Raw genomic sequence first — 16,458 nt, 5'->3', positions numbered from 1 at the left:
TCTAATGGAGAAACTCTCGAAGCATCAGATAATTGTCCTGATCATGGCTGTTCTCGCCTTGGGAATGGGCGCCGGGTTGTTTGTCGGCTCGCGTCTCTACAAATCTGCACCCAAACCACTCCCACAGATTGTCGATAATCCGTCGACGACGGATATCGTACCTGCGGCTCCGGTTTCCATCAATGTGTATGTGACTGGTGCTGTCCTCCATGCAGCCGTATACGCGCTGCCGGAAGGCTCCATTGTCCGGGATGCAGTGGCGGCTGCGGGAGGGGCTACGAGCGACGCAGATCTCATTGCGGTCAACCTGGCAGCTCAACTGGACGATGGTGAACAAGTCACGGTCCCGGTAAAGTCAGCAGATGGTGCCAGCACCGTAGTGTCTTCCACATCGCCCTCTTCAAGCGTCCATGCACGAATCAGTATCAACCACGGAACACTGGCCGATCTCGATACGCTTCCTGGCATTGGGCCGGCGAAAGCGCAGGCCATTCTGGATTACCGGGCGCAACACGGCTTGTTCAAACGACTTGAAGACCTTCAGAACGTCAAGGGCATCGGCACCAAAACCTACGAAGACCTGAAATCCCTCATCACCCTTTAGCCGTCGTGATAAGACTGCGACTCGTCACGCTCGTAGCCCTGACGGTCGTAGCTGGGGCTCTGTCGGCTGGAACCAAAGGAGTCACGGCAATACTCGCCTTTGCTGTTCTGGCTAGTCTGGGCGTAGTCTATGTCGTACAAACTCGACATCCACGGCTCAATCTTATCCGCGTCGTGCTCGCACTCTCTCTCTTCTGGCCGTCGTTTGCCATGGCAAAGAGAGTTATTCAATCTTCTGCCTCGGGGCAGCTCAGTCTCGATACGTCAGTTGTCACTGGCACAGCTCTTACGCCTTCTGTTGCACGAAGTACCGGAGGCATGGGGTTTGAACTGTCAACAATGACGGCAAACGGCATCCCCCTCAGCCGCCCGGTGACCGTCCAGGTATTGATGCCCGATCGCCGCGCTGGTCCGACATTTGGTCAACAGATACGTGTCTCGGGGAAGATTGGCACAACCAACCCCGCTCTCAATCCGGGAGAGGAACGGCCCGGTCCGCCACCCCCGGCGCTGTTTCTCGGACAAGACATCCAGGCCCTTCCCAGCCACTCTCTTGCAGCACGGTGGGGTCGATTGACGGGACACGCACGAGACCTCATCGAACTCCGTGCGCGGCAGCTGTTGAGCTATAAGGCATTCGGATTTCTCGAAGAGCTCCTTCTTCATCGCAGACTCTTTGGAACAGTCGACCGCCATCTCTTCTCGATCACTGGTACCAGCCATCTGCTCGCCATTTCTGGTCTTCACCTCTCACTGGTTTTCGCCGTGATGTCGATGCTCCTTGGTCTGATGTTCTCTGAGAGAAGTATCGGCAAGACACTAGCTCCACTCGTCGCCACCTTCGTCTACCTGGCATTCATCGATTTCCCCCTGAGTGCCGATCGAGCATTCGTGATGCTGTGCGTTTTCACGGTGACCCGCATGTTCGGCGGACACACTGGCAGACTCGCATCGCTCTCCTGGGCCGCACTCATTCTCACGGTAATTGATCCTGCCTCCGTCTTCGACATCGGACTGCAGCTCTCGTTGGTTTCGGTAGCCGGTCTCTGTTTCATCGGCGAGCCTCTGTCCCATCTCGTTCGAGTCAGCGGCCGCTTTGCCCGAGGGCTCCTCTCATCCCTCTGTTCGACGACTGGAGCGTCTCTGCCCACGGCAGCGCTTGCCGTGTCAGCATTTCATGTCCTTGCCCCAGTTGCTCTTCTGGCAAACGTTGTGGCCATTCCCGCGGTCTCCCTGCTGCTGATAGGCCTCCTGGCATGGTCTGCGCTGCTCCTTACGATCCCATCACTCAGCGCACTGCTGGCACCAATCATCAACGGCGCCTCAAGTGTCCTGTTTGGCTGTCTTGAATTGCTCGCTCGTCTTCCCGGGTCACATCGCAACTTCCCTGCACCTTCACCATTGCTGCTCCTTTCCCTCGGGATTCTGTTCGGGGTCGTCATCCTGTCTGCAGACAACCGGCCAAGACTCAGTCAGCGCCACCACGCGGGAGTCCCCGTGGCTGTGGCGGCCATCCTGGTCTTACTCGTCTGGGTGTTCGGTGCTGTCCCGTTCGATACGCGTGTGACCTTCCCAGTCGTCGAACAGGGCAGCGTTATCCTTGTCCGCAGCCGAGACATTGGCACGTGGCTCTGTCTGTTCGATACAGACGGCAAAGCTGCCAACCGGGCGGCCCAAGCGCTCGCAGCACTCGGCGTGAACACGCTGGACGTCGTCGTAGTCGCTGGGACCCCTGCAGATGTCCCAGACCAACTTGATACATTGTTCGGACTCCTCACCCCGAGCCACGTGTACCTTCCCTCCCAATATTGCCGCACCCCTATTCCTGGACTCGATACTCGCTTTCAACAAACTATTGCATCGCTCGATACCGGTAAGATGGTCTCCGTCGAGGTGGGTGGCGCGACCATCCAGGCAGGAAACGCCAGTCAGTCTGGTCCATCAATGGCGCTCGTCACAGCCGCTCTTGTCGGAGCGGCAAGCCCCACGATGCTGCTTCCACCCAACTCTCCCGGATTTGCGTATGATACTTCTACCGGGACGGTTCAGGTTCTCACGACAGATTCGGCATCGAACCTGTCTCTCAATCAGACCGGCTGCATCTCTATATTCACCCGTGCCTCACGCTGCTGGGTTGCGCCCGACCCGAGACGTTGATACAATGAGCATATGACGAACCGAGTAGTGCTTGTCGATGGAAGTTCGATTCTGTACCGGGCTTTTTTTGCCATGCCCCATCTCAGCACCGCCACCGGCGTCCCCACCGGAGCGATTCTGGGAACCACGACGATGCTGCTGACCATCATCGAGGAGCTTCAACCACAGTACATGGGTGTCTTCTTTGACCGCAAGGCAGCGACCTATCGCCACGAGATGTTCGAAGAGTACAAGGCCAATCGAGAGGTCATGCCCGACGAACTCGTCAGCCAGCTCGTCAACCTCAAACAACTCATCCGTTCCCTGGGGATCGTCACGCGCGAAAAGGATGGGTTCGAAGCAGACGATTTCATCGGTATCTACAGCAAGGTCGCCAGCCAGGCGGGGGTCCCCTGCATCATCTATTCCGGGGACAACGATCTGCTCCAGTTGACAGATGGCAACACGTCAGTACGCATTACAGTCAAGGGAGTGAAGGAGATCAGAGAGTATACTCCTGCGGCAATTCTCGAGGAGTTCGGCCTCACAGCCCCCCAACTGATCGACGTGAAAGCACTCAAGGGGGATTCGTCCGACAACATCCCCGGGGTACGCGGCATCGGCGAGAAGACCGCCCTGAAACTGGTTCAGGAGTTCGGTTCAGTACAGGCATTGCTCGAGAATGGCGGCCCCGAACGCTACAGGACCCTGCTGGCCGAGAACCGGGATCTCGTCATGCGCAACCGCTCGCTGGTCACGATCCAGATGAACCTGGACGAACCGACCAGGATCGCTGATCTGGACCGCAGCACCCCCGATGTTGAGCTGAGCGCCCAGCTGTTCCAGATGTTGTCCTTTGCGACGCTGAGCCGGCGTGCATCGAAGGTCCTCGGCATGCCATCGCTTGCAGTGGCGCCGATACCGGACCATCGCGGCGATCTTTTCGACTCCGGCGCTCGCCCAGCAACGGCCACTTCGGTTCTTCCACAGGCGACGAATGTCGTCCATGACGACCGAACCGCTCTGGCGGTCGTGTCTGATATCGAAGGACAGGGGTTCACGGTGGCTCGTCGAACGAAGGACAACGCTTCCTCAACACACATCGACGCCATGTTCGGTTCTCTTCCCGAGGCCCTCCATTCAGACAGTGCGTCCATGACGTATGTCTACGACTACAAGAGACTCTGTCACACCCTTGCACCGTTTGGCCTGGCCGCTCCTGCTCCTATTCGTGACATCATGCTTGCACAGTACCTGCTGGATCCTGACCAGAAAGCCTGGGGTCTTGACCGCATCGGTGACGCATGGGGACTGGCTGGAGACACCTCGACTGCCGAGGGATTGGCCGACCTTGTCTATCATGTCTCCTACCCCATCGACGCGGCGCTCGAGGAATCGCATCTTATGAGTACCCTGAACGAAATGGAGATTCCGTTTGCAGCGGTGCTCGCAGACATGGAGATGGCAGGCATACGCACGGATACCGCTTACCTGCGAACCTTCGGAGCGAAGCTCGGCATTCGTATTGCTGAACTGGAGCGCCAGGCGTACGAGCTCGTCGGCACACACGACTACAGCCTTCAGTCTCCAAAACAGCTGGGCACACTCCTCTTCGACGTGCTGGGACTTGCTCCGACCAAGAAAACCAAGACAGGCTTGAGTACCGACGTCGAATCCCTGGAAGCAATCCAGAAGGAACACCCGGCGATTCCGCTTATCCTGGAACTCCGTCAGTTGACCAAGATCAAGGGAACCTATACAGATTCGCTGGTGCGATATGTCGCGCCGGACGGGAAGATTCATCCCACCTTCCTCCAGACCGGCACGTCGACGGGACGTATCAGCTGTATCGACCCCAACCTGCAGAACATCCCAGCCAGAACCGAGGTCGGGCGCGAAATCAGACAAGCATTCATACCCAGTCACGACGGCTGGGTCCTTGTCTCGGCAGACTACTCCCAGATCGACCTGAGGATGCTTGCGCATCTTTCTGCGGACGCGAACCTGTGCAATGCATTTGCCCAGGGCGAAGACATTCACCTGCACACGGCTTCGCAGGTCTTTGACGTTCCAGAATCAGCCGTGACTCCCGAGATGCGAAAGCGTGCCAAGACTATCAACTTCGGTATCATCTACGGCATCTCTCCATATGGTCTCTCACGACAGCTCGGCATCGGTGGCGAAGAGGCTCGACAATATATCGAACGCTACATGGAGCGGTTCCCCGGCATCCGGAACTACCGTGACCGTGTCGTCGAGGCAGCCCAGCGCGATGGCTATGTAAAGACGATTCTTGGACACCTGCGGAGAGTTCCGCACATCAACAGTCGCAACAACATGGAGCGACAGGAAGCCATTCGGCAAGGGTTCAACGCCGTCGTCCAAGGGAGCTCCGCCGACGTCATCAAGATGGCCATGATATCACTGAGCAAGGACCTTCAGCCTCTCAAGGCACGCATGGTCCTTCAGGTACACGACGAAATCGTCGTCGACACGCCACCCGACGAACTCGAACGTGTCCGCGGGATGATGCAGAGGTCCATGGAATCAGCGATACACCTTTCGATCCCCCTCGTGACTCACCTTTCTTGCGGCTCGAACCTGCGGGACCTCCAATGAGTATCGACGTTGGACTCACCGGCAACATTGCCTCTGGCAAGAGCATGATCTCCGGCATGTTACGGGAGTACGGAGCAGCAGTGCTGGACGCAGATTTAGTGGGCAAGAATGTCCTTGCCAACAACGTTGAAGGGGCGCTTGAGCAAGTGCGTTCTTCCTTTGGCGATGGTATCTTCGATGGAAAGCAACTCAATCGCCATCTCCTCGGCAATCTTGTCTTCGGACATCCCGATCTCCTGAAGGAACTCAACGATATCATGGTGCCCATTATGACAAGACTGGTCGCCAATGAGATCACAATCCTTCACCGAACATCAACCGTCGTGGTCCTGGACGCGGCGATTCTGATCGAGGCCAGCTGGCAGAACCTGGTCGATGAGATCTGGGTTGTGAAAGCATCGAAGAACGAACAACTGGAACGCCTCATGACGCGCGATCATCTTGCGCGCGACGAAGCCATCAGCCGTATTGAGGCACAGATGCCTCTGGCTCAGAAACTGGCGTACGCCGACGTCATCATCGACAACACGATGGACGTCGAGCAGACTCGAAAACAGGTGGAGATGCTTTGGAAAACGCGCTTACAGAACCGCTGAGTTACTCGAGGGTATCGACGTACAACGAGTGCCCCAGAAAATTCGAGCTCAAGTATATTCAGAAGATCCAGGAGCCTTCCCACTGGTATTTCAGCTATGGCAAGAGTATCCACGCAGTTCTCGAGAGACTGCTCTCATGCCACCTGGGAGAAGACGGGCAACTGTACGGGGATGATGCAGCTCTCTTCCCCACTTCTCTCTCCCAGCTTCTGGACGAGAACTGGTTGACAGAGGGGTATACCGACCCCAGTGATGAAGATAAGAAACGGCGTCAGGCCCTGCGTGTACTTACAGAATTCTTCCCGGTATTCCAGTCCACATGGACAGAGATGATCTACGTGGAGCACCTCATCAACACGCAGATCGATGGCATCCCGTTTACAGGCATTGTGGACCGAATCGACCAAATCAGCGACCGTGTGCTACGCATCGTCGACTACAAGTCCGCGAAACCGAGAGAAGCGTCAACACTGACATCTCATCGGTTCCAGGTGGCGCTGTATGCTTCGGCACTGGGTCAGCTGAAAGAGTTTGAGGGCAAGCGGTTCATCCTTCAGACCTACTATCTCCGCGAAAACCTCAAGGCGGAGATGGATGAGGGCGCAGAAAACTGTATTGCCAAGTCCCGAGAGGTTCTGGCAACAACCGCCCACCGGATTCTTCAGGGTGATTTTCGTGGAAAACGTGGCAGCAAGTGCTTTTCTTGCGACTACCGAGACGTCTGCCCTGTATTCCGCCGTATCTAGTTCTTACCTCTCTCTCAGATACCAAACGACCCCTGCCCACATGACGCATGGCAAGGGTCGTTTCACAAACTTCTGTCTCGATTTGTTGCTACATCTTCGACTTGAGCAAGTCGCCCAGCCGATGGATCCCTTCGGTGATGTGCTCTGGATCCACGGCCGAGAAGTTCAACCGCATATGGCAATTGTCATTCCGATGAGGATAGAAGGCAATGCCCACAACATATGCAACCTTGGCACTGATCGCCTCGCGGAACATCGCCGCAGTGTCGATGGCCTCCGGTACCTTTGCCCATACAAACAGACCGCCCTGAGGGTCAGTCCAACTGCTGCCGGCCGGGAAATACTGTTCAAGAGCGGCAATCATTGCATTCTTCTTCTTGGGATACTCGCGCCGAACGACGGCGACGTAATCATCCAGCCAGCCACGGCTGACAAACTCGTACGATATATATTGAGTCAAGGCCGGAGAACAAAGGTCCGCCGCCTGCTTTCCAACGATGATCTTGTTCATGATGTCTTCGCGGGCGACGATCCACCCCAGGCGAAGCCCAGGGAAACTGATCTTCGAGAACGTGCGGAGTGCTACGATACGATCCTTGCCGCCTAACGCCAGCAGCGAGGGAATTGACTCACCCTCAAAACGAATCTCCCCGTATGGATCGTCTTCGATAATGAGCAGATCATACGTGTGAGCCAGCTCAATCAGCTTCTTGCGCCGTTCCAGCGTCATGGTGACACCGGCAGGGTTGTGAAAGTTGGGCACCGTGTAGACGAACTTCGGGCGGATATGCGCCTTCTGCAGTTCCTTGAGCCTGTCCTCAAGAATATCCATCTGCATGCCGTCCTTGTCCAGCGGAACCGTGCAGAACTCAGCCTGCATGCTTGCACAGGCCTGGATTGCTCCGAGATAGGATGGCTCTTCTACAATGACGGTGTCGCCTGGGTTTACAAAAACCTGTGCCACCAGGCTGAGACCCTGCTGTGAAGCGGTGGAGATGATGACATTGTCCAGATCGATGCCGCTGACGCCTTCTTTCTCCATGCGATCCATGAGCAGAACACGCAACTTCTTGATACCCTCGGTAGATCCATACTGGAGTGCCTTCTTGCCGTATTCCCTGAGCGCAAACGTGCTTGCCTCAATAACTCGGTCGATGGGAAAGAAACGACCATCCGGCATGCCTCCTGCCAATGAGATGATTTCCGGACTGTCGACGAGTTTGAGGAGCTCCCGAATCTCGGATGGCCTAAAACCCAGTGCCCGTTCTGAGAACAACTCTTCTGCGTTCAACGACATCGATATGCCTCCGCATTGTGATGATTTTTCGGCAAGTGTCCATTGCACAGAACATACGAGACTACTTACCAATGAAGTATACCCCTATTAGGTACAACGAAAAGCCCGCCGTAGAGGCGGGCGTCGAGTGTCAATTAGACTGGTGAGTCTGATCTAGAGACCGATTTCGGCAGCGATCTCCTTCATGGAACTCAGGCCGATCGCAACGAACTTGTACAAATCGAGTCCCATCTCCTGACAGGCAAGCATCTGATCCCGGTTTGCTCCAGCAGCAAAACGCTTCTCCTTGAAGCGAACCATGACAAAGTCAGTATCAAGGAGCGCAAGTTTCTTCTCCGGTCGAATGAGAGCGCACGCGACAATGAGGCCAGACAATGGGTCCGCAGCGTACAATGCCTTGTCCATCATGCTCTTACGCGTCAGGCCATGCAGCGCGTTATGGACGCGCACCGCATAGCAGATGTCCTCAGACACTCCCATCAGATGCAGTTGCTCTGATCCGATAATACTGTGCAGGTTTGGCTTGTCCTTGGTCTCGGTATAATCGATGTCATGGACGAGGCCTGCCAAGCCCCACTTCTCGACGTCCTCATGGAAGTGCACTGCAAGGCCACGCATAATAGCCTCGACGGCGAGCATGTGGTTGATCAGATTTCGCGAAGGTGTCCTCTCGACGATGATCTGATACAGGTCCTCACGGTCCATGGACTATGCTTCGGGCCCAGGGACGGACGGTTCGACTGGAGCTGCACTGTCGTCGGTCGTCCCAGACTGCTCGACATCCACGGCAGATTCGGAGGTCAGCTCTTCAGAGCTCATCTCCTTGGGACCCTGAGTGATTGCAAGTCTCTCTGTACGATTCTTCCCGACTGCAAACCAAGCGGTCAGTCCCAGCGTCAGCAAGAACGCGTAGTTCACGGTAGTAAACAGGATGACGAGAGCCACGTTCACCCATGCCGCCATCTGGAAGGTGGGATGGGATGCTGCGTAGTTGCTGACATAGAAGGAAATGAAGCTGCCCAATAGCCACTGCATGGTATAGTAGGCGGCTACCAGCGCGGTCGTAAGCAGGAGGAACAGGCTCACTTTCCCTTCCTGAGAGCGCCTGTAGGAGATTGCCAGCACCAGCCCCGCTATCGACAGGACCACGTACCCAAGATTGAAGAAAAAGTCGGTACTGAAAATCGCACTGAATGGAATCATGATGCACCACCTTTGCCTTTAGATGTCTTCGGGGTTGCCTTCTTCGTGGAGGTCCCTTTCTTCGTTGTCGAAGCCATTGACTTCGTTGTCTTCGTTGTGGAGGCTCCTGCCTTCGCTGTTTGACCGGTTGGCCGTCTCCTCGCCCGTGGTCCCTTGTTCAGGAACTCGAACTCTACTCTACCCTTGTCTCCAAGCTTCAGGTAGGCCGAGAAAGGCCTGTTGTACTTCGACACGAAGTCCTCAATGAGCTCTGTCTTGCCCTTCTCGAGCAGGTTACGGGCCATGTCACGGTCAATAGTCTTGCCAGCATACACTTTCTTCATCTGGAAACGGCAGTCGGTTGTAGCGCACCGGTAGTGCTCCGCAGTCTCTACCACTGAACCCTGACACACGGGACAACGACCCAATGACTCCTCATTGACGACGGGTTCGGTAGCCGCAGAACTGCCGCCCGACCCCTCGGCAAACTCCCATTCCAGCTTGTTGTCGGGCTTGAGCAGAAGCCGCGCACTGAACTTGAACCCGCGCCTGCTCACGAATCCATCGAGCATCTCCGTCCTCTTCTCGGTCATAAGCTGCAAGGCCTCTTCACGACTGATGGGGCGTCTGAGAATCACCTTCGGAATGCTGAACTTGCAGTCCGTCTTCTTGCGGCCATGGTGTTCGCAGACATACGATGAAGGGTGCTCAAGCACGTTGCCGCCGCAGATGGGACATACACCCAGTGGTTCCGCCGACTCGATGCCGATCTGCGTGGGTGCTTCGTACCCCTTGATCTTCTCGATCATCTGACGCGTGAACGTCTCGATACGGTCCAGGAATTCCACGTTGTCCAATGACCCCTTCTCTATCTTGCGCAGACTCATTTCCCAGTCACCGGTAAGGTCCGGAGCCACAAGATCTGACAACTGGATCGCCTCAAGGAGATCAATCAGGTCAACACCACGCCTTGTGGCGACCAGGCTCCGAGCTTTCCGCTCGACAACGCCGGTCCGGATAAGCTTCTCAATGATCTCTGCACGTGTGGCAGGAGTCCCCAGGCCACGTTCTTTCATTGCCTCAGCCAGTTCCTCGTCATCAACGAATTTCCCCGCCGTCTCCATGGCAGCGATAATGGAGGCGTCCGTAAACCGCGGCGGAGCCTTGGTCAGCTTATGTTCGCTCTCAACCCTGAACGCCTGGACGCTCAACTTCTCCTTGAGGTCCGGCAAATCCTTGCTGTCGGCCTCACGTGGAGCGACCTCCAGCCATCCCGAGGTCTTTACGATTCTGCCGTCACTGCCAAATGTCTCACCCTCGACAACAGTCTCGACACGGGTAAGCATCAGAACGGCTTCAGGGTAGAACTGTTCGAGGAATCGGCGTACAACCAGGTCATAGACCACACTCTCGTCATGAGAGAGCGTGCTTCGGTCCAGCCGCGTGCCAGTCGGAATGATGGCGTAGTGATCGCTGACTTTCTCGTCGTTGAAGACGAAGGGCCGCATCTTCCACCCCTCGTGTTGCACGTGTTGCACGTACGAGGCATATTCCCCCGTCCCCAGGTCGCCGAGCACCGTGACGACTTCCTTGCGAAGTGCCTTGGGCAGATACTTGCTGTCTGTTCTCGGATACGTTATGGCGCGTTTCTCTTCATAGAGAGACTGTGCTGCCCTGAGCGTTCGGCTCGCGCTCAAACCGTTCAGGCCGTTTGCTTCTCGCTGCAGCAGTCCAAGATCATACAGGTACGGTACCTGCATACGGTTCTCTTTCTGAGCAACCGACGCAACCACCCCTTTGTGCCCTGAACACTTCTTTGCAATGGCTTCGGCGGCGGCTTGGTCGGCGAGTCTGCTCTCTGATCCCCGATGCCATAGCCCCGCATAAGTCGGTTCACCATGCGGCACGACCTTGAACTCGGCGTCGACCTCGAAATAGGGCACGGGGATGAATGCCTGGACTTCCTTCTCGCGCTTCGCGATGAGTCCCAGAACTGGTGTCTGCACGCGCCCCACCGTGACAAGCGACCCATTGCGCCTCGTCAGTCCCCGGGTGGCGTTGATGCCAACCAGCCAGTCTGCCTCAGAACGCGCCAGCGCCGCCCTGCCCAGGTCATCATATCCAGATTCGGGACGGATGCGCTTGAATCCATCACGGATACTTTCATCTGTGTAGGAGGATAGCCACAAGCGTGACGAAGGTTTCTTCCCCCCGGCCTGTGCATAGATGTTGCGGAAGATCAGCTCACCCTCGCGACCTGCATCGCACGCATTGATGACTTCGTCCACTTCCTTGGAGACGATCAGCTTCTTGAGTGCGTTGAAGCGCTCCTCGGCACCCTCGAGAACGGAGAACCTGAACGCCTCAGGGATGATCGGCAGGTAGGAAAGCAGCCATTGCTTGTACTTCTTATCATAGTCTTCGGGCTCTGCCAATCCAACAAGGTGGCCCACCGCCCACGAAACTATGTAGTGTTCGCCTTCGTAATAGTCACGGGTCTTCTTGCAGTGATCAATGACCGCGGCAAGTTGCTCGGCCACACTCGGCTTCTCTGCTATGACAAGCTTCTTCACGGCTACTCCTTGGATGCCTCGACAGTAACGGCCCTCATTATACACACAAAAGACCTCGGGCAAGTGCCTGAGGCTTCTCAGTCGACAAAGTCAAGTCGACAGCCACCTGGGACCGGCGTTGCCTGCCCGTGGCTCTTCTCGCCTTAGATGATCCCGAATAAGCAATTCCAGAAGCAGGAGGCTCGCTGTCAACGACAGAACTTCGTGAGAGCAGGTGAACGGCATGAAACAGCCGTGAGGGGTTGAAGACAAATTAAGACTGGTGCGCCCGACAGGACTTGAACCTGTAATCTACGGCTCCGGAGGCCATCGCCTTATCCAGTTGGGCCACGGGCGCGCACGTCGGCAAGTATAACAGAAAGGCCGGCCCTGTACAAGGTCGGCCTTTGGCTCAGCGCCTCACAAAACAGGTCTCAGAGCTCAGCTATTCCACTGTTACGCTCTTGGCCAGATTCCGTGGCTGGTCCACGTCCAGACCCTTGCCATCAGCCGTGTAGTACGCCAGCAGCTGAAGCGGCAATGAATAGACGACCGGAGAGAACAACTCTTCGACCGATGGCATCGGGATGAAGTCCGTGGCGATGTCCTGTGCTCTCTTGTCCTTCTTGTCGGCCAGTACCACCAGGGGTGAATCGCGCGCGATGGACTCTTGCAGATTCGAGTAGATCTTCTCGTACAGCACCCCCTGAGGAAGGATACCCACCACAGGGACATCTTCGTCCAGCAAGGCGATGGGGCCATGCTTGAGTTCTCCCGCAGCGTATCCCTCAGCGTGGATGTAACTGATCTCCTTCATCTTGAGCGCGCCCTCCAATGCTATGGGGTAGTTGACACCGCGCCCAACATAGATCATGTCGTGAACTTTGTAGAGCTTGCGTGCGATCGTCTCCATAATGCCTGCGTATTCGAGGACCTGTTCACACTTCTGGCTGAGACTGGACAACTGCGACGCGTAGTGCGCTGATGTCTCTGCATCGAGCGTTCCATTGCGCTGTCCAAAATTGAGAGCTATGAGATAGAAGGCGATGAGTTGGGCCATGAACGACTTCGTGGCTGCAACGCCGATCTCGAGACCCGCCTGAGTAACGAATGTCACATCTGACTCGCGTGAAACGGTACTCTCCGGTCGATTTGTGATGGCCACAACCTTGGCACCGAGACTACGTTGAAGCCGAAGCGCAGCAAGTGTGTCGATCGTTTCTCCTGACTGCGTGACAGCAATCCCCATCGTCCCTGGACGAACAATGGGTCGCTGGTAGCGATATTCACTACTGAAGCTCACCTCGGTCGGGATTCGTGCCATTTCCTCCAGAAGGTACTTGCCTACGCGCGATGCATGGTACGACGTCCCTGCCGCCACAATCGAGATACGGTCTGGAACCGGCTGGCTCTGGAATTCCTCAAGCTCGACGTGTCCACTGTCCATATCAATGCGGCCGTACAGCGTATCCCTGATAACGACCGGCTGTTCATGGATTTCCTTCAACATGAAATGCTTGTAACCCTGCTTCTCTGCAGCGGAAGCATTCCACTGAACGGTCATGGGTGTCCGATCGAAAGCATGTCCGTCTTCAAGCGAGTAGAAGGCATATCCCTGTTCATTGATTTCGACGACATCCCCATCGTGCAGCGGGATGATCCGGTGCGTGTACTCCAGAAGTGCCGGGGTATCCGAACCAAGGATCATCTCCCCGTCGCCAACGCCGAGCACCAGTGGAGATAATTTGCGGATTGCCACGATACGGCCAGGGAACGCTTTGGCCAGAACGAGAAATGCGAAGGCTCCATCGAGCTGCAAAGCAGTCTTCCGCGCTGCATCGAGCAGGTCCGCGCCAGCGTCGATCTGCTCCTCCATAAGATGAGAGATGACCTCGGTGTCGGTCTCGGAGACAAAGACGTGTCCTCTCTGAATCAAATCATCTCGGAGAACCTGGTAGTTCTCGATGATACCGTTGTGGATAACAGCAATCGTACCCTTGCAGTCCACGTGTGGATGAGCATTCCTGTCCTCAACCCTGCCGTGGGTGGCCCATCGTGTGTGTCCTATTCCGGTGGTGGCTGTATACTCGTTCCCCTTGATAGCCTCCTCGAGAGCCTTGAGCTTGCCACGTTTCTTGACAACAACCAGCTCTCCCTTTTCGAGAATGGCCATGCCCGCGGAGTCGTACCCTCGATACTCGAGCTTACGCAGACCCTCAATGATGACAGGGACTGCTTTACGCGGCCCAACGTACCCGATGATTCCACACATGTCACACCTCTCCTTGCCGACCAGCTGACAACAGGACACACTTTAGTCGGTATGCCAGCGCCATCAGGCGCTCAGTGTCCCTGCCCTCAAGAAAAATACGCACAAGGGGTTCTGTCCCCGAAGGTCGCACAACGAGTCTGGCAGCGTTGCCCAATTCTATGCGCACCGCTTCGACCGCAGCCACAAACTCCGGGTGTGAAGCAATAGACTTGTCTTTCACCCTGACATTCTCGGCAATCTGAGGATAGAGCTCGACCTCGTCGACAATCTCTGACAGGACGCGCCCAGTCCTGACAAGGTATCCCAGCACTGCCAGGGTGGTTGCCAGACCATCGCCCGTCACATTCTGGTACATGTTGATAATATGTCCTGACTCCTCACCGCCAAGCACGAAACCGCCCTCATTCAGACGGTCCAGAATGTAACGGTCTCCAACGTTTGTGCGTTCGAGCCTGATTCCATGAGGTTCCAGTGCTTTCTCCAGACCAAGATTGGTCAGGACTGTTCCGACGACCGTGTTTCCAGTGAGTCGACCCTCTTCCGCCAATCCCAGAGCAAGAACGTATAGCATGACATCCCCGGACACGCGGCGCCCGGTGTGGTCGACCATAATGACCCGGTCACCATCACCGTCGTGGGCAACGCCCAGATCCGCCTTCTCGGCGACCACCCGCGCCCCAACGGCGCCAGGATGTGTGGATCCGCAGTCCTTGTTGATCAGCTTGCCATCCTGGTCTGTGTTCATCTCGATTACCTGCGCACCGAGCTGTCGCAGGAGCGCAGGTGTCGTATAGCTTGTTGCCCCATGAGCGCCATCGACCACGATCCTGATCCCCTCGAGCGAGAGCCCTGGGTTATTCTGCCTGACGAAGTCCATGTATTCCTCGCGCGCATTCTCGACTCTGCGAGCGCCGCCCACTTCGTCGCCATGCACTCGCGAGGGATTGCCGAGTTCGACGAGGCCAAGGTTCGCCTCGATCGCTTCCTCGTCTGCGTCTGCCAGCTTGTGGCCGCCAGGACCAAAGAACTTGATCCCGTTGTACTCCGGAGGATTGTGTGACGCAGAGATCATGGCACCCGCCATGTACCGTGTCTCGCGAGCCAGAATGAGCGCGAGTCCAGGCGTCGGCAGGACTCCCAGGTAGTCCACGGAGACTCCTGTCTCCATAAAACCGGCACCAAGTGCCGCGGCAAGCATCTCCGACGAGATACGTGGATCCCATGCAATTGCGATAGTGCGATTTGTCTGCCGCGACAAACGTCCGTCAAAGTAAATCGATGCAGCCGCTCCCAGAAATAAGGCAAGCTTGGACGTGATTTGGGTATTCACGACACCCCGGACACCGTCCGTTCCGAATAGATTTCTTTTAGCCATGTCTTAACTATAGGTCGCTTGAGTCTGCACGCAAGATGCATGCTCTTATCCTGATGACTTTCTCTCAGTGAGGGCAAGAGCACACAAAAAGCCGAGGCCCTGAGCCTCGGCTAGTGGTAGGGCGATCTATCGTTTCCGTCAGTTCTGTGGTGGCAGGCTCTTGCGCGAGTGACGCTTCCTCAACCTGAGGACGATCCATGCGAGTGCCCAGATGAGAAGCCCATAGAACACCAGGAAGACGGCAGAGCCACCAAGCCACGTCCAGAAGGCAGCCAGTCCGTGCCCAAACCGGGCAAGGGACTGGACAAACGCTGATCCAAAACCTCGAGGTGCGACAAAGACCTCGGTCGTCTGGGCGAGCTGAGCGGTAACCGTGGCCAGCGACGTGGCATTGTCCATGTAGCGCTGTTGCCCCTCATACTGTTCGATCTGCGTGCGAACCGAACCCAGCTGTTCCTGAACTGCCAGCATGTCCTTGATGTTCGTGGCTTTCTTCAGGAACTCTACCAGCTGCGCTTCTTCTGCCCGAAGAACCTTGAGTCGCGCCTGGATATCTATGTATTGTGAGGTAACATCATCCGAACCACTGCTGCGGCTCGTAACGGTACCAAGTCCTGCAAGATCGTTCATGAGCTGAGTAGCTTTGGCCGCAGGCACACGCAACACGGCAGTCGCAAGCACCTGAGTGTCCGATTTCTGAAGCGACGACTGTGCCACGAAACCACCGTACTTGGCAACAAGGATCTCACAGTCGCTGAAAGCCTTTTCTGCGTCGACCACGTCAAGGCTGAGGCTGGCGTTGAAGATGATCTTCCGGTCTATCGCCGCTTGCTGATCGACTGTCGTCTTTGGAACCGGCGCCGACGATTCCGTACCAGAGGTCCCTGCGGGCAAGCCCTTCAGGACTCCATTGGATGTCTGCACGCCCGGCTCCGGCGAAACAGCACTACGCTTCGCACACCCAGTCACAGCAATGGCCGCGACAGCGACGACGAGAATCAGCACAAGAAATCGACGTACTCGCAGAGATTGAGTCATATGTGCCTCCCTATCCGGAATGGGCGCGTGGGCGCCAAGTGT

12 protein-coding genes and 1 tRNA gene are annotated in these 16,458 nt (G+C 56.2%); 5 read left to right on the top strand and 8 right to left on the bottom strand.

Annotated features, from left to right (window positions below):
• The first annotated feature begins 4 nt into the window (after window positions 1–4).
• The 5 genes from SMC3_RS09690 to SMC3_RS02785 are packed head-to-tail and all read left to right on the top strand — an operon-like array spanning window position 5 to window position 6,700.
• Window positions 5–604: a helix-hairpin-helix domain-containing protein gene (locus tag SMC3_RS09690; protein WP_119087248.1), complete on the top strand. Its 600-nt coding sequence runs from the start codon at window positions 5–7 to the stop codon at window positions 602–604.
• A gap of 5 nt (window positions 605–609) precedes the next feature.
• Window positions 610–2,760: a ComEC/Rec2 family competence protein gene (locus SMC3_RS02800; protein WP_119087247.1), complete on the top strand. Its 2,151-nt coding sequence runs from the start codon at window positions 610–612 to the stop codon at window positions 2,758–2,760.
• Between the two features lie 12 nt (window positions 2,761–2,772).
• A complete protein-coding gene (gene polA / locus SMC3_RS02795; RefSeq protein WP_119089794.1) occupies window positions 2,773–5,358 on the top strand; it encodes a DNA polymerase I in 2,586 nt (861 codons plus the stop codon).
• Window positions 5,355–5,954, top strand: a complete 600-nt coding sequence (coaE, locus tag SMC3_RS02790; protein WP_119087244.1) for a dephospho-CoA kinase — start codon at window positions 5,355–5,357, stop codon at window positions 5,952–5,954. Before polA ends, coaE begins: the two co-directional genes overlap by 4 nt.
• Window positions 5,927–6,700, top strand: coding sequence for a RecB family exonuclease (locus SMC3_RS02785; protein ID WP_119087243.1), 774 nt, complete (start codon window positions 5,927–5,929; stop codon window positions 6,698–6,700). The genes coaE and SMC3_RS02785 overlap by 28 nt, the downstream gene beginning before the upstream one ends.
• An 88-nt stretch (window positions 6,701–6,788) precedes the next feature.
• Here SMC3_RS02785 and SMC3_RS02780 read toward each other — a convergent pair whose 3' ends face one another.
• The 8 genes from SMC3_RS02780 to SMC3_RS02745 all read right to left on the bottom strand — a co-directional run bounded on the left by SMC3_RS02780 (window position 6,789) and on the right by SMC3_RS02745 (window position 16,416).
• Window positions 6,789–7,997 carry a PLP-dependent aminotransferase family protein gene (locus SMC3_RS02780; protein ID WP_119087242.1) on the bottom strand — a complete coding sequence of 403 codons (1,209 nt, stop codon included), beginning with the start codon at window positions 7,995–7,997 and terminating at the stop codon, window positions 6,789–6,791.
• 153 nt (window positions 7,998–8,150) lie between these two features.
• Entirely contained in the window at window positions 8,151–8,702 is a 552-nt protein-coding gene (locus SMC3_RS02775) for an HD domain-containing protein (protein ID WP_119087241.1), read from the bottom strand.
• A gap of 3 nt (window positions 8,703–8,705) precedes the next feature.
• Window positions 8,706–9,200 (bottom strand): hypothetical protein, encoded by a 495-nt coding sequence (locus SMC3_RS02770; RefSeq protein ID WP_119087240.1) that lies wholly within the window; start codon window positions 9,198–9,200, stop codon window positions 8,706–8,708.
• Entirely contained in the window at window positions 9,197–11,752 is a 2,556-nt protein-coding gene (locus SMC3_RS02765; protein ID WP_126850778.1) for a DNA topoisomerase 3, read from the bottom strand. The genes SMC3_RS02770 and SMC3_RS02765 overlap by 4 nt, the downstream gene beginning before the upstream one ends.
• 260 nt (window positions 11,753–12,012) lie before the next feature.
• A tRNA-Arg gene (locus tag SMC3_RS02760) sits at window positions 12,013–12,089 on the bottom strand.
• An 87-nt stretch (window positions 12,090–12,176) separates the two neighbouring features.
• Window positions 12,177–14,003, bottom strand: coding sequence for a glutamine--fructose-6-phosphate transaminase (isomerizing) (gene glmS / locus SMC3_RS02755; protein ID WP_119089792.1), 1,827 nt, complete (start codon window positions 14,001–14,003; stop codon window positions 12,177–12,179).
• A 1-nt stretch (window position 14,004) separates the two neighbouring features.
• Window positions 14,005–15,378: a phosphoglucosamine mutase gene (glmM, locus tag SMC3_RS02750; protein ID WP_119089791.1), complete on the bottom strand. Its 1,374-nt coding sequence runs from the start codon at window positions 15,376–15,378 to the stop codon at window positions 14,005–14,007.
• A gap of 138 nt (window positions 15,379–15,516) precedes the next feature.
• Complete coding sequence (locus tag SMC3_RS02745; protein ID WP_119089790.1) at window positions 15,517–16,416, bottom strand: DUF4349 domain-containing protein; 900 nt, start codon at window positions 16,414–16,416, stop codon at window positions 15,517–15,519.
• Window positions 16,417–16,458: the final 42 nt, after the last annotated feature.

Source organism: Candidatus Cryosericum hinesii (genome assembly GCF_003570985.1).
GTDB lineage: Bacteria > Caldisericota > Caldisericia > Cryosericales > Cryosericaceae > Cryosericum > Cryosericum hinesii.
Note: the sequence above shows the minus strand (reverse complement) of the source record. Positions and strands in the feature narration are given on the sequence as shown.